General features: G+C 33.3%; 12 protein-coding genes and 3 tRNA genes. 2 read left to right on the plus strand and 13 right to left on the minus strand.

Annotated features, from left to right (window positions below; genetic code table 11):
* Positions 1 to 4: 4 nt before the first annotated feature.
* On the minus strand, positions 5 to 661 hold the full coding sequence (locus AC106K_RS03685) for a hypothetical protein (protein ID WP_482443445.1): 657 nt from the start codon (positions 659 to 661) through the stop codon (positions 5 to 7).
* 351 nt (positions 662 to 1,012) lie between these two features.
* Between AC106K_RS03685 and AC106K_RS03690 the strand changes: the two genes are divergently transcribed.
* Entirely contained in the window at positions 1,013 to 2,197 is a 1,185-nt protein-coding gene (locus tag AC106K_RS03690) for a hypothetical protein (protein ID WP_482443446.1), read from the plus strand.
* A gap of 339 nt (positions 2,198 to 2,536) precedes the next feature.
* Here AC106K_RS03690 and AC106K_RS03695 read toward each other — a convergent pair whose 3' ends face one another.
* Entirely contained in the window at positions 2,537 to 3,628 is a 1,092-nt protein-coding gene (locus AC106K_RS03695; protein WP_482443447.1) for a hypothetical protein, read from the minus strand.
* A gap of 739 nt (positions 3,629 to 4,367) precedes the next feature.
* Here AC106K_RS03695 and AC106K_RS03700 point away from each other — a divergent pair.
* A complete protein-coding gene (locus AC106K_RS03700) occupies positions 4,368 to 4,985 on the plus strand; it encodes a Crp/Fnr family transcriptional regulator (RefSeq protein ID WP_482443448.1) in 618 nt (205 codons plus the stop codon).
* A 465-nt stretch (positions 4,986 to 5,450) separates the two neighbouring features.
* Here AC106K_RS03700 and AC106K_RS03705 read toward each other — a convergent pair.
* The 11 genes from AC106K_RS03705 to AC106K_RS03755 all read right to left on the minus strand — a co-directional run bounded on the left by AC106K_RS03705 (position 5,451) and on the right by AC106K_RS03755 (position 19,817).
* A tRNA-Asp gene (locus tag AC106K_RS03705) sits at positions 5,451 to 5,524 on the minus strand.
* Positions 5,525 to 5,554: 30 nt separating this feature from the next.
* Positions 5,555 to 5,628, minus strand: a tRNA-Asp gene (locus AC106K_RS03710).
* Positions 5,629 to 5,660: 32 nt separating this feature from the next.
* A tRNA-Asp gene (locus tag AC106K_RS03715) sits at positions 5,661 to 5,734 on the minus strand.
* Positions 5,735 to 6,032: 298 nt separating this feature from the next.
* Complete coding sequence (locus AC106K_RS03720) at positions 6,033 to 7,115, minus strand: AcrVA2 family anti-CRISPR protein (RefSeq protein WP_024566025.1); 1,083 nt, start codon at positions 7,113 to 7,115, stop codon at positions 6,033 to 6,035.
* A 103-nt stretch (positions 7,116 to 7,218) separates the two neighbouring features.
* Positions 7,219 to 9,249, minus strand: coding sequence for a hypothetical protein (locus tag AC106K_RS03725; RefSeq protein ID WP_482443449.1), 2,031 nt, complete (start codon positions 9,247 to 9,249; stop codon positions 7,219 to 7,221).
* Positions 9,242 to 9,724 (minus strand): hypothetical protein, encoded by a 483-nt coding sequence (locus AC106K_RS03730; protein WP_024566023.1) that lies wholly within the window; start codon positions 9,722 to 9,724, stop codon positions 9,242 to 9,244. The genes AC106K_RS03725 and AC106K_RS03730 overlap by 8 nt, the downstream gene beginning before the upstream one ends.
* Positions 9,725 to 9,733: 9 nt before the next feature.
* A complete protein-coding gene (locus AC106K_RS03735; RefSeq protein WP_024566022.1) occupies positions 9,734 to 10,657 on the minus strand; it encodes a hypothetical protein in 924 nt (307 codons plus the stop codon).
* A 228-nt stretch (positions 10,658 to 10,885) separates the two neighbouring features.
* Positions 10,886 to 16,054: an Eco57I restriction-modification methylase domain-containing protein gene (locus tag AC106K_RS03740; protein WP_482443450.1), complete on the minus strand. Its 5,169-nt coding sequence runs from the start codon at positions 16,052 to 16,054 to the stop codon at positions 10,886 to 10,888.
* Positions 16,047 to 16,727 carry a hypothetical protein gene (locus tag AC106K_RS03745; protein WP_024566020.1) on the minus strand — a complete coding sequence of 227 codons (681 nt, stop codon included), beginning with the start codon at positions 16,725 to 16,727 and terminating at the stop codon, positions 16,047 to 16,049. The genes AC106K_RS03740 and AC106K_RS03745 overlap by 8 nt, the downstream gene beginning before the upstream one ends.
* Positions 16,728 to 16,799: 72 nt before the next feature.
* A complete protein-coding gene (locus AC106K_RS03750) occupies positions 16,800 to 19,070 on the minus strand; it encodes a hypothetical protein (protein ID WP_024566856.1) in 2,271 nt (756 codons plus the stop codon).
* 57 nt (positions 19,071 to 19,127) lie between these two features.
* Complete coding sequence (locus tag AC106K_RS03755; protein WP_024566425.1) at positions 19,128 to 19,817, minus strand: hypothetical protein; 690 nt, start codon at positions 19,815 to 19,817, stop codon at positions 19,128 to 19,130.
* Between the last annotated feature and the right edge of the window lie 4 nt (positions 19,818 to 19,821).

Genomic DNA, 19,821 nt, shown 5'->3' on the forward strand with positions numbered 1-19,821 from the left:
TATTTTATGGATATTCAAATCCAAATTCATAATACCTCAATTTGTCTTTACAAAACGTATATGTTGCAAAGTAGACAGGCATATTGTTATTTTTTAATATTTTCGTCTTGCTGTCTTTTGGATTTTCTATTCTATAATAGATTTCAATGCAGTCTTTTGTACTGTCTACCACGGCAGAGCATTTACCCAGTTTATCAATAACCTGTTTTTTGGTCAACCCGAGTTTAATTCCTTTCTCTGTTTGAAATGTGTCTATTTGAAGTTGCTTGTAGCCGTGGTCAAGCTTATCTGAATAAGAAACGCTAAAAACAGATATTTGATTTTTTCCGTCACCAGGATGCTGTGTCAATGTTAATGTCTCAGCGTCCATTAGCGAATAAAAATGATATTGTCCTCTTTCATCAGTTTTATTGTCTTTCCCAATAATCTTGTCAGCAGTTTTGAAATTTCTCAGTTCTATCCCACAAAGTGAAGTGTCCGGTTCCAAAAAGTCACAATTAATCGTTTTGAGTTTTTGGATTGCTTCACTTAATAATCTTTCATGTTTATCTGGCTCAGGTACAAACTCAAGCCGCTCGTCTTGTTCAGCAGTTTTTGTTTGGGAATTATTGCAGTTTGTCAATAGTAGAATCAATAAAAAAAGTGTCAGGATATTTTTCATCTTTTTTGTGTGGTGTATGTTTATCTGGCTGCTAATTTTCAAATATACAAAACCTTATGATAAAGCAAAAACAATATCAGATATATCCAACTCATTGTCAAATAGTTAAATATTATTGAGCACGCTAATGACTAATTGTTTCATTTTTTCACATGTTTTATTGAGACAAAACCAGATCAGTTACTAAGTTTCTTTTTTGAGAATCATAGTACTGGCTTAAAATGGGAAAATACGGAGAATGTAACAGGGTAAAAATTATGTTTTCAATGATCTTTTTCCTCTAAAAATGAACACTTAATGCTATGAAAGTGAAATAATTTAAAGGGGGATCACGTTATTCATAAAAACACAATGAAAAAATATATTACAATTTACTTTTTAGTCTTTTGGACTGCTGTATTTTCACAACAAGAAGATAATATTATCAAGGAAGCTACTTTCTATTTTACATTAGATCAAGATGGAAATTTTAATGGGAAAGGAGCAGAATTCATCAAAAACAAAATTACGGAATCTCAGTTCTTTTTAATTGGAGAGCAACACGATATACATTCTATAGAAACATTGGTAAGTTCTTTAATACCCTTTTTTAAAGAAAACGGATATGATCATTATCTCACTGAGATAGGCCCGGTATCCTCAAAAAAACTTTTGGAACTAAGTGAAAATTCTTCTTCTTTAAGATCATATCATTCAAAATATTTATCTCAAACCGGTATCCCACCATTTGGGTTCTTCAGAACTAAAGAAGAAGAAAAAACACTTCAACAATTGAAAAAGTATCATATTAACCTTTCGGGAATAGACTTTGAAAATTATGCTTCTTATCTTTTTCTGATTGATGAACTTTATAAAAATTCAGATAAAGAAAAAGTTTCTGCAGATTTATATCATAAAGTGTACACACTCATCAAGTCTGAATATAAAAAAGGAAAAAATAACTTCAATCCAGACCTGATGAATACTCTACTGCATTCCAATGAATTGAAAACCTTTTTAACACTCTCCAAAAACAAAAAAAATCTCCCTTTAATAAAAGAATTCGAAAAGTCTTTGAGTATCAATCATCAGATTACACTAGGCTTTTGGCAGCTTCGGGTTGATAATATGAAGCGTAATTTTTCCCAATATTATCTCGATCATAGTTTAAAACAAGATCCTGTAAAAATATTTATTAAACTTGGGGCTGTTCATACGGCCAGAGGAACAAGTTTCAGCGGAAACCTGGAAGTAGGTAATATGATCTATGAACTGGCAAATGTAAATCAGTCAAAGTCGTTTTCTATGATCAGTTTTCCCAGGTACCTCTTAAATAACAAAACAGGAAAAACGGAAAATCTCATAGAAGATGAAGATAAGGAACTGCTAAAATATGCCTTTCCAGACCAATGGACCGTTGTAGATTTAGACAAGCTAAAAGAGCTAAGTATAAAGCATAACATTCAACTCAATAATACTATCGTTAGCTATATCCAAAAGTACGATGCTATTGTTATTCCTCCTGCAACAAAATATTCTGAAAAATTAGATCAATAGGTAAGCATATAAAAAAGTGGATATTTCTATTTTGGCTGTATTTCATCCGTCTTTACGAATCTTTATATATCATCGTGATCAGGATTATTCTTTATTTGATTTATAGTTTTTACTGATTAGAAGAGCAACTGAAAAACTCAACCTTTTTAAAACATTATTAAAAAGGTTGAGTCATTCTCAGGAAAAGAAGCTTGAGATCATCTGTGTCTACATCAGACTTTCTTTTCTGATTTCAGTATTGAAAATAATAATATTTCAGGATAAGATCAGCTTTAGCTTCTTTTGCCATTAAAAGAGGGAACAAATAACAGGAGAAAAAATATTGTTATTTATCTCAGATTAGAATAATTCCAATGCCAAAGAGTAAGGTTCATTTGCAGCACCCCACCCATTATTATAACCACACAATCCATATAAATTGGCTACAAAATTAATGGGATTATAGTCCCCTGTACGTACTTCATTGGTAGCAAACTGATAGTAGTATCCCCATCTGTTTCTCCAGTCACCGTCAATATTCTGATAGGTATTATAATTAGCTGGGGTAAATGTAAAAGTACTATAATCATTACCATGCGTAAACCCGGACCAATGGCCTATGCAAAAAACACTTACATTACCTGAAGGAGCATTGATCAATCTTATCTGTAAGCGGTTAATCCCACCAATCACCGCCCATCTGAACTGTAGATTCATTTCAGGTGCAATCAGTGTAGGTTTGGGAAATCCATCGGTATCGATATTTCTACCTCTGTGCTTCACTTTATAGACTTTACTTCCTTCGGAATCAAAGAGGGTACGCCCTACCGTGACATCACAACCGGGAGCTCCCGCTACAGCAGGTAGTGCAAACGTTGCCAAAACAGGTGAAGAGGCGCTGGGAGTTCCCGTCACTGAATACAACAATTCCCCTGATCCTACGTTTGTCTTTCCGGATTGTAAGGTTGCTGTAAGACCTGTTACTCCTGTGGATACTATTGGTGAACCTGCCGGATAAATTCCTCCATTACCTCCTGTATAAGGCACTTTCATTATTCCTGAATAGGCTACACCTGAAGTATAAGTTCCCGGAAACAGTTCGGCTCCGGTACAGGTAAGGGTATTAATTGTACCGTTTACTGTGGTAGAATTATCAAAGACCCGCCACGAAGTGCCGTTCCAGAACATATATCCTTCATAAGTAAGTCCACCAGTTCCTAAATTATAGATCAATAATCCATTAGCAGGTGAAGGGATCGTGGTAGCATCTGATGCTGATAGTAAAGCTACCTTCGGACCTAAGAACCCCTTCTTATTACCATTAGGCAGAGAGGTTACATCCAGATGTAAAATAGAAGAAGGATCCGGATTAGCAGTTCCTATTCCCACCTGGGAAAAAGACATTATGCTTATCCATAAAGCCACTGCTATTAAAAATTTGTGATTGCTCATTTTACTGTTATTTAAGGTTATTTATTTTACGGGTTTGTGAGCCCCCCGCTTTTGCAGTTGCATTCCGGTATGGATTGACTGTAGGAATACTGTTGTAAACTATTTGCTATTGCTTTTATATTTGTAAGCTTTCGCAACTTGCTGTACATAAGAGAAATTGTACAGAGCACTCTGATTGAAACCTATGAAGGTTTTCTTACCAGTTCTGTTTGCATAGACTCAGACTGTTTTCTAGCATTTTAAATATCTCCCGCAGTATAGGAGTTCAAAAATACTAGTGGTTTTTTTGAGTCAATGATAAGTATCTAATAGGGATGGCCTCTAAAGCATTTAGAAGCCAATACCCTATCATGATTGCAATATTTTAATCTGCTTTGGATTATTAAACACAACAAAACTCAACCAAAACTGATAAAATATCCTGATTACAAATTTCGTATCTGCTCTCTGTAAACAGGTAAGAAAACTGATAACAAAACTTGTCAGAAAATTACCTTGTGTTAATTTCTCATTTGTAAATATTAACCTAAAACAGTATTACACAGTATATCTATTCTATATATTGCTTAAAAAGTATTAATAATTAATTATTTTATTTAAAATACTGAAAACCAACATGTAATAATGTTTTTATTATTTAAAAAATGTATTTTTGTATAAGTCAGCAAGCCATATCAATTTTTTATTTGAATGTAAAAAGGGCCATAACTGTTTTATTAATCATTAGAAAAATAGGATAATGTATAATCTTGAATTTGAAGACAGGGCATTTTCCGGGCAATTGATTGCAGACATTCGAAAAAACTGGGACTATTTTTTTCCTCTTTCAGATGAAGAATTTTATCTGAAGCTTTCTAAACTGAAACAAAAGAGTTTCAAAAAAAACGAATATCTGCTCAAAAAAGGTGAAGTTTGCTCAGAATACTTCTTTTTGACAAAAGGAGCCACAAAGTATATTGAAGAAAAAGATACTCTGGAATTTATTATTGATTTTAATTTTGAAGGAGAATGGTGTGGAGATTATTATAGCTTCACTACGCAAAAACCCTCTTATCTGTCAATAAAAGCCATAGAAGATGTGGAAGTTTTTTCACTAAGTTTTCAGGACAACAATGACCTTCATAAACTTAATATCAACTATGAAAGACTTGAAATTAATATGGTAAGAGCTGCCTATTTTTTGGCATTGCAGCGCCTTGTACAATTTAAAAGCAATACTCCTGAAGAAAACTATCTTCAGCTTCTCCATCAGAGACCTTTTATCTTCAAAAGAGTGAAAATACATGATATTGCCACGTATCTTGGGATTACCCCACCCAGCTTAAGCCGGATTCGGAGAAAAATAATGACGAAATAGTTTCTTATCGTTACACCAAAGTTAGTTCAATTCAGTTTTTTCCAGCATAACACAACGGTTACAAACCATATTTTTAATAAAGAGGGATCAGTACCAAAAGTTGAGGGCAGGATTGTAATTATGGAATTTAATTTAACACAGAGTATTTAACCGCTTATCTGATATTTTCAAGAGAGCAAATGATGGAATCAATTTCATTGATTCTTTCTAAGCAAATGCACGTCAATTAAGCTTCTTCAGCGACAAAGCCACACTTCTTAGCTTCCTAAAATAAAAACATTTGAATTATCTTTCTTTGCAATTAAAAAATGACCTGTTGTTTTAATAAAAAGTATAGATTTTGTACTAGTTCATAACTTTTATTCCTGATTCTTGATGTTTCATAAATAAGTCGATTAGTTGTCAACTTATTTCAGGACGGGACAAATAAACAAAAAAAGTCTTCTATTTCTAGAAGACTTTTTGCGATCCGGACGGGACTCGAACCCGCGACCTCCGCCGTGACAGGGCGGCATTCTAACCAGCTGAACTACCGGATCAATTTTTTAAAGAAATTGAGAAAACTTCTGCGATCCGGACGGGACTCGAACCCGCGACCTCCGCCGTGACAGGGCGGCATTCTAACCAGCTGAACTACCGGATCAATTTTTTTAAAAGAAATTGAGAAAACTTCTGCGATCCGGACGGGACTCGAACCCGCGACCTCCGCCGTGACAGGGCGGCATTCTAACCAGCTGAACTACCGGATCAATTTTTTAAAGAAATTGAGAAAACTTCTGCGATCCGGACGGGACTTGTACTTTTTCAAGAAAAGCCCTATCCATAAGCTTTATACTGTTCTCTTATTTTATAGGTCACCGAATAGGTCACTTTTTATAAATAAGTTTGAGAGCGTCTGTTTTTAACTGGTGCAAAGATATAGATATTTTTATTCTTAACAAATAAATTAAGTATTTTTCTGTTCAAACAACTGTAAAGACCAGACTATCAAATATATTTTTTTGGTAAAATACTCAATTTACCAGAAAACAAATCTTCTATTAACTTTTAAACAGTATAAATATGCCCTTTTCGAGGCTCACCCCTTTCTTTATTAACAATTGTAGGCATTATCCAAATCAATTTTGAGTCATTTAAATTTTCACCAAATTTTTGGTTCCTCCAATGTCCTCTTCGCCAATGAGGATTAAGTTCTCTTCCTGAATTATCTAAAGGCTTTGCTGCGGTCAACCTATACCCAACATATTTAACTTTAGTAAATCCATTCTGTAATATTTCTGAATGAACAACTTCTTTTTTTCGTTTAGTAGTTGCTTTATCTAATTTATTTTTTAAATGAACAGGTAGATCGACTGGATATTTCTCATCAATGTCAACTTCTTTAGTTGTCAAATACAGGAGGCAATTGATAATGAAATTAATTGTTCTATCTACAAATTGTTTATGAATGCTATATAAGCCCTTTTTTGTATCCTCATCTCTATCATCAAACATTGGGGTACTTACAAATCCATCTTTATCAAAATTTATAGCATCTTCAATTGTCTTCAGATTATCTTTCCTATCAAGGAAAAGTAATATTGAATGAAATCCCCGCTCAGTATCCCAACATAAATCTTTGTTAATATTCCAATATTTTCCAATATATTCTTTGCTGACAAAATCTATATTTATTGCTCTTTCATAGTCCTTCCCATCATGATACTCATCTCTGATAAAGGCACCTTCAATGATTTCAGAACTATCTTCTTCAAAGGGAATTTTTGCTGATGATAAATCAATATAAAAGTCTGAATATGGCAATTTAATTAGAGAAATATCAATATCAAGAACGTCAGTTTGTTTTAGTAGATCAGTTATATTTTCTGAGAAATGAAAAATGTTTCGCCCTTTTTCCTTCCACTCTTTCCATATGTAAAACTCTTGCAATAGATAAGCTCGTTTTACGCCTTCCCTCTCAGAAACATCTTCAAGATCAAGCTTTGTTCCCCAATTGCCTTCATCTTGATAATACGGAACATCCTTCCCTCTACAAAATTCTGCAAATCGCTTAGTGTTTTTCAGATGCTTTTCAAATTTATTTTCTAATGCAATTTGGTTTGGATAATATTCTAAATATTTTTTAGACATTTTTTTCACATCAAAATTAGTATAATCATTAATTCATAGTCCCTTTTAATCGATAAAATTCATCCACAATAGGTTATTTTTACCTAACTATTAAAACAATCTCTTACTTTATTGGTTTTATTAAAGTTTCGTTAATACGGTTTAGGGAAAATTCAATTTTTTCCGTCGATTCGTTAAATGTCTCATCAGAATTTTCAAATGAAGCAAAGACAATCATTTGTTGTTCCTTAAATTCAGATAACTCTTTTAGAAAAGATTTAAAGCTTTCAAGAGAAGCATCCTGTTGTTTAGGTTCATCAAACATTAAAAACTGAGGGTGATTTCCATTATAATTTACTGATGTTTTCATTAATGAAATAGTAAATGCCCATATACTTCTTATGAAATCACTAGCAGAAGAATCAAATTTAATACTATAAAGCTCATCAACAATTGGGAAGTAATTATCTCTTGAAATCTTTATACTGTTGAACGATTTGCTTGTATATCCAAATTTTTGTAAGTACGAAACAAAATTATTTTCCAGATCAATGATTTTATTAGCATCCTTTTCAGATAAGTTCAGTTTTGGTAATTTTGATACTGCCGATTGGATTTCAATATGTTCTTCAATCAAAGGAATTAAGTCATTTTTTAAAGATTCAAATTTTTCAATCGTCTTACTATAAAAGTTTATCCTTTGATTAAAAATGAATTTTTCTTCAATTTCAACTACCGAAGGAACTCTGGAATCCTCGACTAATTCCGTTTTTAGATTCCTTATTTCTTTTCTTAATTTCGTTGAAGCTTGCTGATATAATTCAGATTTAGCTCTTTTGTCTGTAATTAATTTTTTCTGTCCCGATATATAGACCTCAATCATTGCCATCTGGGACTCAAGATATTTAATATTATCATCTAATCTCATAGGTGTATGATTAATATCACTCGGTAAAAGATCTTTAACCTCTTGGGTACAAGTTGGACAAATGTTTTGTATGGATTTTATGTCTTGTTCTGCACCAAGTTTATTTAATTTTTGTACGCCTTTATTTTTCCTTAAGTCTTCAGAAATATTTTTGCTCTGATTTTGATATTGTTTTAATTTTTCAATTTCACTAGTTATCTCAGGTAGTAACAGTTCATAATTAACTACAATTTTATTTAGCAAATTCTGCTTTTCTTCTAATTCTTTCTCATATTTGCTTGAATTTTGACCTACTGTATTGATTGTGTTGTCAAAGGTTACAAGTTCATCTCTGAGTTCTTGTAAATATTCTTCAATTCTGATATTGGAATTTTCTTTTTTATAAAGAAGCTTAATTGAATTTAGATCATTTATTATTTCAGGTTCTGAGCTTATTCCAGTAAGTTCTGAGCTGGATCTGTCAGCTAAATAATCCATTTCATTAAATACCTTTTCCCACTTAGTTTGTAGTAAGTTTCTACGGATATTTATTTCCTCTCTTTTTTCATTATTTTCAAACACATCCAAATTCAACAGATATTCAACTATTCGCTGATTGAGGTCTCGTATTGAATATATTGGTGCAGTAATAAAGTAATCACTCCATCCTTTTTTTTGTTCAATAATAAAGGAAGAAGCTAATTGCTGTAGATAAATTTGGGTATAATCTCCTTTGTATGTTATAACTTTTGGTAAATCTATTTCCAGAAACTCACATAGAAATTTATGAAAGCCAAAATCATTGTCTGAAGCACCTCCCTTATCATGAACCCACATCTGCCTTTCGTCTGTAATATCCTTCAAATTGGTTATGTAGTCTCCAAAAAAAACATCTACTAATTGGGATTTTCTATTTGGTGTTTTCACTCCACGTCTTATAGTTATTATTTGTCCATGTTGATTTTCAATGACCAAGTATATATAAGATTGAATGATATTGAAGTACTGCTCATTTCGAGGGTATTCTACTTTGTCTTTTAAAACAGATTGAAGAGTCTTTTCAAATTTTCCTCCTAATAATTCTTCAAATCCTAAAGCATAAATTATCGATTGAAACAAGGATGATTTTCCTGTGGTATTGTCTCCTCTGACAATATTCAGTCCCTTTGAGAATTTATGTTGAGCCCCAAATATTCCGGCATCAGTGTTTATTTCAATTTTTAATCGGTTGATTTTTAGTTTAGTCATATTCAATTTTCCATTGTTTAATCATCGAATTAAGTCTGCTGTCTGTAATTTTATTTTTACCAACAAACTTTAAAAAAGTAATTTCCTTTTCAAAAGCTTCGGAATCTAAAATTGAATCACAAAACTGATTCCCTTTTTCCGTAAGTTTGTACTTACTTGTAGATGTCAATTCACAAAGATTGTCTGCAATAGCATATTGCAATGCTCTATTTAATGCGGGCTCAATACTCCACACCTGAAATTCATCTTTATAATTACTTAATATGAATTTTTGAAATAAGACCATATTCTTGTCAAATTTCAAAACCCATGAAAATAAATGAAGCTTCAGTAATGATGATGTTTCACCAATACAACAAAATTTTAACACCAAAAGAATAATACTTATTTTATAAGTTGGTCTGTAATCAACGGGAATTGGAATTGGTTTCTGTTTAAAGGTAATTCGTTCAAAGTTTATTTCTGAATTTTCCATGATTATTTTTTATTCAAAATCAATTGGACATCTAAGTATCCAGTCTGCTAATATTTGTTCTGTCAATTTTTCAATAGTTATTTCATTTAAATAAGGAAGTGTAATCCTAACTCTATCTTTAAGATCTTTTTCTATTGTCGAATATAATTCAGTACTGCTAGAAGCATTAGTTAAACAAATTTCTTCAACTTTTTTCTCAAATTGAGATACAACTCTAATTAACTTTTCATAGTCATCTGGAAATTTCTGCTGTAGCCTATTAATAGTAATATTACCATTTAGGAAATTTGAAATAGTGATTTTTGTTAATTTCTCAATTTTCCTATCACGATTATTTGCTGTTGCAATAATTCTATGCCCATTTTTCCGATTCGCATTTTCAACAAGATCAATTTCGGAATTTATCCATTGAGCGGCATTCTGATCTGTTTCATCTTGATGATTAATTTCTATTTTCCTGCCTTTCCCATCAATAATAAGAGGTATCTGCTCCGAAAAAAAATCTAGATCATGAATAAGAATGTCAAAATTTGGATCCAGAATGTCCAATTTTTTTTCTTTGAATTCTTCAGCTTTTTCAGCACAATGACGTACTAACTCTTTATTTTGATATCTAGGAGTGACAAATATCCATTGTAATATTTTTTGATTACCTAAATATCTTTTGAGTTCTTTTTCATTAGAAATTAATTTTCCTAAATCTTTTGTAATTTTATCTCTTTGCTTTCCATAAAGTACATCAGCATTATAATTTTCATCAGGACAATAGCATTGAAAAACTTTTCCTGCTCTTGTATATCCTTCAATACCTAAGTCTCCCTGCCATGCAGGAAGCTCTTGATAACCTTCTTTTTCGTATTTATGTTTAAAACATAATTGACAAAATTCTTCCCATGAATTTCCATCAAAATCACCATGTTCAGTTTTATACATATAGTTAAAAGTCAATAAATTTGAATTATAAAAATAGTTAAATTTTCTAATATATTATTAAATCAAACCAGTTATTCACTAAAATTTGACATATTGTATTCTATTTTTACACAAAAAAATTATCTCAAAATGTAATTGAGATAATTTTTCTAATTTAGGTCAGTTATATTAATATTCTTATTTTGTCAAAGTGAAGGAAACATTGAAGTATCTCTGAATATTTTCCATTTATCTTTTCCTAATTACAACTGGATTATTCTCTATGTTTATATCTTCTTTTTGGCTTAACACTATATCCGAAGAATCTTCAACATTCATACTAAGTACAGGGTTAACTTCCAATATAGCATTAAACAAAGTTCTATTCTCAGCAGCTCTTTCTCCTACATAATCTTTATTCTTATTAACTTTCAACTGCTCATCTTTTTCCTTTTGATATTGTTCTATTAATTTCTCTTTTATTTCAGGAAGCTCTTCTAACTTTTCATCCAACTCTGTAATTTTATCTTCAGTAGCTTTTGTCTGGTCCTCAATTTCTGTAACATTCACTCCTTTTTCAGCCAGATACCCGATTGTTTTTTGAACTTCTAATTTTGTAAGATCAATTGTTTTCTGATAGGAAGAAAGCTGATTTTTCCAATATTCAGCATTTTCTCCTTCTTCCTTAGAATATCCTAAAATCCTATTATAATTATGCTGCGCCTTGGTTACATCCTCCTGGACTTTAATAAAATCTTCATACTTCCTTAATACAAAGGCTCTATCTGCAAGAAACCTGCTTTTCTCATTTTCAATTCGCTTTTTTATGAGCTCAATTTCAATACTAGCTCTTGTTTCCGGATTGGTAATAATAGCAGTTTTTAATTCCTGGGTACTGATGTCTGATATATCCAAAACATCTGCCCCTTTCTTCATAGCTTCTAAATATCTAGATTGTTTCGATTGTAACTTTTGGAGCATGAAAACATCAATACTATCATTGGTTAGCATAAAATTTATTCTTACATTTTCATTTTTGTTCCCCTGTCGCCATGCACGTCCTTCCACCTGCCGCAGAGCAGTAAAATTATAGGGAAGAGAAAGTATATATACATCTGTTGTGTTTTCCTGAAGGTTCATCCCTTCCTGAATCGCTTCACTACCGATAATTACTTTTATTTTCCCAGAATTAAAATCATCCTGAATCTTTAGCCTGTTAGGTTTACTTGTCGCTCCGGTAATAATTCCAATTTCTTCAGGCTTATAGCCTACTTCCTGTACCAGATATTCTTTCAGCTTTGGAAATTCTGCAACAGCTAATTCTGAATAAATAATTTGCCCTAAGTCCGGTATGTCTTTCTTATTCTGGCGGATCAGATCCATAGTCTGTTTCAGCTTCGGAGAATTTTCTATAAACTCCTTTATCGTAGGAATTTCTCCATCATAATAAATCGACAGATATGGAGAAATTGCAATCAATCGGGCATTGAGAATATGAGTCAAGATTGCTCCTTTCTCCGTTTCGCTAAAACTCTCGTTGAGCAAATCATACTGCTCTTTCGTCAGATCATTTTGCTCGGTTTTATATTCTTTATTGATTTTGTTAGGCCGCTTCAGCTCCGGATTATCTTCTTCTCCTTTGATGTCAATAAATTCAGACAGTAGCTGCTGGAAAAGAGAATTGTTTTTAAACCGTCGAACATTAGCTTTGAATTTAACATCTCCTCGGGCATCGATCTCCATATCATTATCCGCTTCCATAAAGGTTTCAAAGAAATTATTGACATTGAAATAACCAGACTCTTCGAGACGTTTATTAGCGATCAGGGATAAAATCGAATAATATTCCAGAGGTTTATTGGTGAAAGGTGTAGCCGAAAGCAGCGTTATGTTTCTACCATTATTTTTATCCTGAATGTACTGCGCAGCCATCCACGTATTAATTCCCAGTTTTGATGTCTGCTGGTTCTGACTCCTGAAATCCGAAGCAAATCTACGGTCTTCCACTCTAACCTTTCCTACAATATGATTGGCATTGTGTACTTCATCATAAGTAAGGTGATCAAATCCAAAATCTTCCCAGTCATAGATTTTGCCACGCTTCATCTTTCCTTCCACCTCCTTTTCTTTTTCCAAATCTTTCTGAAAATCCCTTTCGCTAATGGCATTTACACTTTTCAGCTCACTTTCAGAAATGTAAGAAAATTTGGAAGCCAATTCCTGAGTAATGCTCTCAGAAAAGCCGATATTATTAAAACCTTCGTAGGTAACTATAGTAATTTCTCCGTCCTTATTATCAAACTTTGAGAGGTCGTAATCTTTACCAAGATTCCCCAGCACATTCATTTTAGCATTAGGAATTGTTTCAAAGATCGTTTCTACCCATTGTTTAAGAATACTCTCATTAGGAACAACAATAAGTGGTCTTTTTGTATTTCCACGTTCCACCGCCTCGTGCATGGACAGTATTCCTGACAAGGTTTTTCCAAAACCAACCTCGTAGGCTAATAATCCGACACCTTTTGTGGTTTGTCTTCCGATTCCTGCTTTCTGAACTTCGGTTAACTTTAACTCCCGTCCTTTAAAATTCTTATGGATTTTAGAAAATAGCGGAAATTTCGAATAGTCCGGAACATGGATATTATTATAGCTCCTGTTAAAGTCTTTTACAAAACGTTGCCTTAGTTCATCTGATAATTCTTCCCGCAAAAATTTATAAAACAAATCATTGGCAGCAGCTTTTCTCCTTTCACGAACTAAAGCATTTCTTTCTTTATCACTTCCTGTAACCGTTTCATTATCTACAAAACTTCGGACTTCCCATGCTGAAGAACCAGCAAAAGCCTCACTGGATAATGTTCCGACAAAATCTTTAAACTTATCAGCAAGATTGTATGACACCATTGCCGGCTCTGTTTGTCTTGTCTTAGAATTCCACTGATCTTTTTCTACATAACCCAAATCAAATTGATGTATAAACTCATGATTCGGACTGATAAAGATCTCATCCAGTGATTTTGTCTTAGGCAAAACACTTTCTAATAGTGCCTTTTGTTTCTCATACTGGTTTTCCGTTCCTCCAACAGCATATTTATCTATGAAGTCTTTTTCCAGTTGTCCCAATTTTGCATAAATATTCCCCTCTGTATAATAAAAGTCGTGTACCCATTTTCCTCCAATATAGTTGGCAAATTGAGAGTGCTTTCCATGATTATGTAGAGTCCCGTCATAAGAAGTATCCTGAAATGCCTCAATCTGCTGCTTAGAAAGCTCAGAGCTGTTTTGGAGCGAAGTATTTACAATATCATCAGATTTAAGGAATTGGTATTTTAGAACTCCTTTTTTAAGCTCTACCTGAGTCTGAATTCTATACTCTGTATTTTTCCCACTATAAGACTGAATAATCTTATCCGCTCTCTGAAGAATATCATCAATTCGATTTTGATCGAATTTCTGAGGTTCACTGGTAATTTGGGATTGAAGTTCCTTGTATTTATCAATCTCATTTGTAATAGCAGGAGATTTAAATTTTACTGCATTAAGGGCTAAAAGTACCTGTTCAACTTTTTCCTGAATTTCAGTAAGGTCTACTTTATCTGGCACAGTATCTGTAATACTTTCCAATTTGTCCCCCGAATCCTTATTTTTTAAGATGATTTTAGGTTCTTCAGCTTCAAGAAATAGATCTTCGAAAAGATTCCCGATTCTTTCAACTTCCTTTTTGCCCCTCTGCCGCTCTATTTTTAATAAAGCATCTTCTAAATTTCCATGAACATAATTTTCTTTTCGCCCAAAACGATTAGTTTTTTCACGGGTTTTACCCAGAATTTTTTCAGGATTAATTTCAAAATAATCGGAAATATCTATGGAAATTTTCTGCGAATCCTTTTTTAGAATAATAATATCCGTGCCAATACCAGTTCCGGCAAAAACTCCACTGGGCAAACGGAATCCCTCTACTAACTGCGCATTTTTTAACTGGTTTTGTCTGTTTAGCCAACCAGACGGAAGTACCATTGCCAAAATACCATCTGGTTTTAAAGAATCTAAAGAACGTTTAACAAAATAATCTTCATATTTTGAGATTTTTGGTTCTTCTCCCAACCCTTTGTAAAGTCCCCGATGTTCCCCGTAGGGTGGATTACCAATAACCAAATCATATTTTTCAGAGAATTCCTTTTTATTACCCTTTTCATCAATAAATTCCGTTTCAAAGGAGCGGAGATGAATCTCAGCTTCAGGATGAAAGATTTTTGCAATTTTTGCAGTGGTTTCATTAATTTCAAAGGCTGTAATATTTGTCTTTACTCCCAATTCTTTTGCAGCATAGAGAAAGTTTCCTGTTCCTACACTGGGCTCTAATACCGAAATTTCCTGTCGGTTTTTAAACTGATCTTTGATTAAATTATGAATAGCATCTACAATCTTTGAATCAGTGTAGTATTCATCTAATATTCCTCTACCTTCTTTCGCTGTACCGCCACTTTTGAACCGTCCACAGACATCTTTCAGATCATCCGTAAGATTAAAATTTTCATTTAGAATAATTTTCCGATCCTTTGAAACAAAGCAGGTTGCAGAAACAATTTCTGCAACCTGCTCATTATTAACTTTCTGACCTTTGTATTTTGAAATAAGAATGGCTACATCCTCATTATTTTTATGGGATGTATTTAATTCTGATCCTGTTCTGTCGGATAAAGTTCTCCCGGATATGATTCCGCCCACGGAATGTTTTCTTCCTTCATCTTCTTCATCATTTTGCGGTTGTGTTCCAGAAGTGGATCTTTCTCTTGCTGCGTTTCCCAAATTGCTCCACCCTGTGCCTGCAAGTCCATTTCCAACATGGTTGCTGCCCATAGTTTGTCCTCCTTGGTTATTTCCGTTTTGCTCGGATTGGCTGTTTGGGATAGGTTTTCCAGAACTTCGTTCAGAAGCTTCGGTTCCCAAGTGCTGAGTGTCGGAAATTCCGTTTGATCTAATATTAATGTATCCATCTTGTGATTTTCTTTGTTCGACTAAAATACTACTTTTCTTTTGAAGACCTAGTTTGTTTTCTAAATATTCACTTAAATTTTGATTGCCGCTTTCTGAGATTCCATATAATGGACGAATATCCTTTATATTCTTCCCATTCATGTCTGTAAGAATTTTAAGGGTCATCATATTTCCCGCTCTGTCTCCATCCAGACAAAGAAATATTTTACCAGTATAGTTCTGATACCTGCCAATAAACTTTTTGGTATTTTCTCCGGAATGAAGCGCAACAAGAGTTCTGTTATTATTCTGATTATTTAATTTCAGAAGTTCCAAAAAAGAATATTTATCCTTAATGTTTTTAAAAACAATAAGCTCGTCCTTATTTCCTTCTATTATGGAAATATCATCATCTTTATATACTAAGCTATTTTCACTCACTTTCTCGGCTTTTTACAAAATGATTAAATTCAAAAAGTTCTTTAGCACTAGCATCCCAGTTCTTTCTGGGCAATAATTGAAGGGTCACAAATATGTCGTCCTTCTTATTATAGGAATCGATACGCTCTAATCTCCCGTTATAATCCTTTTCTGCATGTTTATACAGTGAATACGGTAAAATTGTATCTGTTGGATAGATATAAAATCTTGTATAAGTCCAGGGAGAATTAATCTCAAAGCGCCTGTACTTCTTCTGAAATAAGATCGTATCAGATAGATTTCTTCTGTTCCTATAATTAGGAATCCACTCTTTTGAAAACACAGCTCCCTCTTTCTTGTTCCAAACCAGAAAAGGCTGCCTCTTCTTAGAAAGGTCAGAAAAAATGAGATTACTCTCCACAAGGTCAAAAGGATAACAAAGTGAATCTCTGATATAATACATTTGCTTACTCATTTCAGGAAATGAAAGATCAGGAACCTCTTCTATAAGCTCATTTTTAGAGTAATTTAGTTTTGATACATGAAAACTCTGCATTTTAACCAGTCCTTTGGAAGCATCAAAATAGACATTCGACATAATATCAATTCCTCCTTTATCAGATTTGATTTCTTTATGGCAGGAACTGATGGTGAAAAGAAAAAGCAGGTATGGAAGTATTAAATTTATTTTCATATTAAAGGATTTAAAAAAAAGCGGCAAATCATTCTTAGACTTGCCGCTTTAAAATAATGGACAGGTATAATTTTATCGTTTAATGCTTTGCTCCTTTACATTGGCCTTATCGTGCCCTCTCTCATCTTCCATCCCCTGCAAAGGCTTGTTGGTATTGATCCTGGTCATATCCTGATCATAAAGGTTCAGATTCTTGTATTGTGGGTTTAAAACCGCTTTTGCTTCAACCACCTGATCATTCTCTTTTATCTTTACTTTAACTATATTCCCTTTTTCCAGAGATTTGATAGTGCTGTCTTTATACTCTGGTTTATCGAATACCAGGTTGGATTTTTCTACAATCTCAGCAGTATCAATACCATAGTTTTTATAAAAATTCTGGAATTTGTAATTTCCTTTTTCAGTTTTAGGTTCACTAAAATCGAACCTCACAAACGCTGGCTCCTTTTGATCAGTCTTGGGATTCAGAAACTCTATTTTCACACTGCGCCCTTCCAGAAGGTTTACAGCTTCCTTGGCGGTAAAAGTATTTTCCCGGTTTACCGGAAAATTATGGGACATCTCTTCATTTTTATCGTTTGTTAATTTTGCGTGATAAGAATTAAGAAAAACACCACCACTTTGAGTTTTATTGAATTTCAAAATAAAATCTACTTTATTTCTGGGCAGAGCCTTATCGGAAGAGGATTTAATTTCAAATTCATTTTTCTTTGATTTAATTCCTTTTTCCAAATCCTTGTGAAGCTTTTCATCTTCTCCAAAACCAAGATATTTCATCTGGTCTTTTAGGTATTGTACCTGATTAAATTCTTTTGTTGTTTCCATAATGTTAGAATTTTGGTTGTTAAACTTTATATCATTTATTGTTAATATTTTAAAGGAAGGCAAGTTATCTTCGTTTAGATAGTTTTTTAAAATTTCGCCATTTCCTAATAATTCATAAGATTCGCCGTATTCCTGCTTTTCCAATAAGCCAAAAACTAATGTGTATTTATCATTCTTCGATAGTTGGTGTCCATCAAGAACATCAGGTATTTGATCCAATTGTTGCTTTGTCAAAGAATAATCATCGTCTGTTGTTCCAAATTCAGTTTTTTGCGCATAAGCTGCTCTTTGATTCTCAGTAATCTGTAATTTTTCAAGTATGAATTCATTTTCTTTCATAAAGGTTCTGTAGTTGAGCAGATCTTTTTTTTCATCTTCTGAAAGTTTCGGGGAAAGATCATTTTTTGCCGCCTTTTCTTTTAAGCTCTGTTCCGCAAAGATTCTAAAGTCGAATAATGTTTGTGGATGGTCATAATGATCTCTCAGAGTTCTCCATCCACTGCCATCGGGTAACCTGTATTCCTGAGTTTGAAGATCATAGCTGTAGTAGCTATTTTCACTCGGGCTTATCAACGAACCGCTACCATCAGCATATTCCCGCCAGATCCATCCTTGCGGAAGACCGGATGCGGGAACCAGATTTTCGTCAAAATCTTCTTTAAAAAACAGATCTTCAAATCCAAGATTGTTTTCTTCCCAATCAAGATCACGGGTACTTTTCCGGCTTTCAGGTGAATCTTTGATGAGTTGATTGACTTCGATATTAAAGTTATTCTCTACTCTTTCGTATTTGTGGTAATGGTAAACCATTCGTTCCTCAATCTTTCTATTGTCTAATCCTGAGCTTAAATCAGTCCTATTCTGAAATTCTTTTGCCCATAAATCGAAAAGTAAATTGTGCCGATCTGACGGATTATCTATTCTGACTATTGTATTTCTTTTGTTATCTACAAACTGTAGGATTTTATCATCATCATAATTATTTAGAACTTCTACCGCATATTTTGCCGTCATATTTCTGAATTTTTCCTGAAAACTATTACCAATCAATTCATTTATAGAATAAGGATGAGTATTTACAGAATGAGCCATTTTAGCTTTATTCTTAAATTGATAAATGGCAATGAACTTTTTTTCCTGACCGGAAAACTTCCGTTCACCGTCCTTAAACCATTGTTCCGGGGACGTATTTTTCATCTCTTTTACAAAGTTTTTATAAGCCCTGGTTATCGGAGTAATATTCTTATCATACCAACTTAAATCATTGACTAATTCCATATTTTTTTGATTATTGATAGTATGTTTTTCTAATTTTTGCTCTTCCGTATCAATGGCACGTAAGTCAAAAGGATCTGCATCCAGCCCGTAATCAAACGTATAGCCGATGGCTTCGCATTCTTCCTGAAAAATGGCACAATCATTATAGTCAAGACCTTCGTACATTGCCTTTTGCTGCCACTTATCACATACGGTCTTCAGTTCTTCAGGAATAAGCTCATAATCTTCAAATAAATCCATTCTTAAATTTTATTTACTTTGAGATTCTACTATATACTAGGTTTATCAACAGGGGGGCTATCTTCTAAAGCCCCTTTTTTCATCCCGCTCATGCTCCTCTTCTTCTCTCATTTGGTTACCATCCTGGTAGAGATCAGGATCGTTTACATTCAACTGAACATCCGATTTTTCCTGTTTTTGGAAAATTCCATCAACAATATCTATCTCTCTTGATACTATATTCAGATCACGGGAAATCTCTTTTGCTATTTCAGGTGGAAATCCTAGCTCTAACTTATCCTGAATAAATGCCTTGAGCTTTAATAACTCATTTTTATAGCGACCAAATTCCTGAGCATCCTTTTTATCTGCAATGATGGCGGTAAGTTCAGTAGCATGTCTAATCAAATCAAACTCAAATACTTTTCCCGTTTCTTCATCAAAGACAAAAGCTTTCTTTTCAAGTCCCGGAAACCCGGGAGGCAATTTATTTGAGACTTCTTTTATATCAGTGTATTCAATTCTCTTTTCACTGTTTTCAAGGAGTTCCGAGAGATTTTTATCACGTTCTAAAAAAATGACATTAAGCCGGCTATTGTTCTCAACGAGCTGAAAAGTGGCTCTTCTTTTATCATTGTCCGCAACGATTGTATATCCCTGTAAAAACCTCTGAATATCTTCAGGACTTAATTTTTTGGAAAATGTATTGTCCTGGTCGATAATTCCATATTTCTTCAGCTGATCTGTGGGTAAATTGTTATTTTTCATTTTT

The sequence above is a fragment of the Chryseobacterium sp. FR048 genome, assembly GCF_056844665.1.

Bases quoted from the DNA above. Each gene is read 5' to 3' on its own strand.
- AC106K_RS03755 (WP_024566425.1), bottom strand. From the start codon at position 19,817: ATGAAAAATAACAATTTACCCACAGATCAGCTGAAGAAATATGGAATT.
- AC106K_RS03690 (WP_482443446.1), top strand. From the start codon at position 1,013: ATGAAAAAATATATTACAATTTACTTTTTAGTCTTTTGGACTGCTGTA.
- AC106K_RS03750 (WP_024566856.1), bottom strand. From the start codon at position 19,070: ATGGATTTATTTGAAGATTATGAGCTTATTCCTGAAGAACTGAAGACC.
- AC106K_RS03730 (WP_024566023.1), bottom strand. From the start codon at position 9,724: ATGGAAAATTCAGAAATAAACTTTGAACGAATTACCTTTAAACAGAAA.
- AC106K_RS03695 (WP_482443447.1), bottom strand. From the start codon at position 3,628: ATGAGCAATCACAAATTTTTAATAGCAGTGGCTTTATGGATAAGCATA.
- AC106K_RS03700 (WP_482443448.1), top strand. From the start codon at position 4,368: ATGTATAATCTTGAATTTGAAGACAGGGCATTTTCCGGGCAATTGATT.
- AC106K_RS03720 (WP_024566025.1), bottom strand. From the start codon at position 7,115: ATGTCTAAAAAATATTTAGAATATTATCCAAACCAAATTGCATTAGAA.
- AC106K_RS03685 (WP_482443445.1), bottom strand. From the start codon at position 661: ATGAAAAATATCCTGACACTTTTTTTATTGATTCTACTATTGACAAAC.
- AC106K_RS03735 (WP_024566022.1), bottom strand. From the start codon at position 10,657: ATGTATAAAACTGAACATGGTGATTTTGATGGAAATTCATGGGAAGAA.
- AC106K_RS03745 (WP_024566020.1), bottom strand. From the start codon at position 16,727: ATGAAAATAAATTTAATACTTCCATACCTGCTTTTTCTTTTCACCATC.
- AC106K_RS03725 (WP_482443449.1), bottom strand. From the start codon at position 9,249: ATGACTAAACTAAAAATCAACCGATTAAAAATTGAAATAAACACTGAT.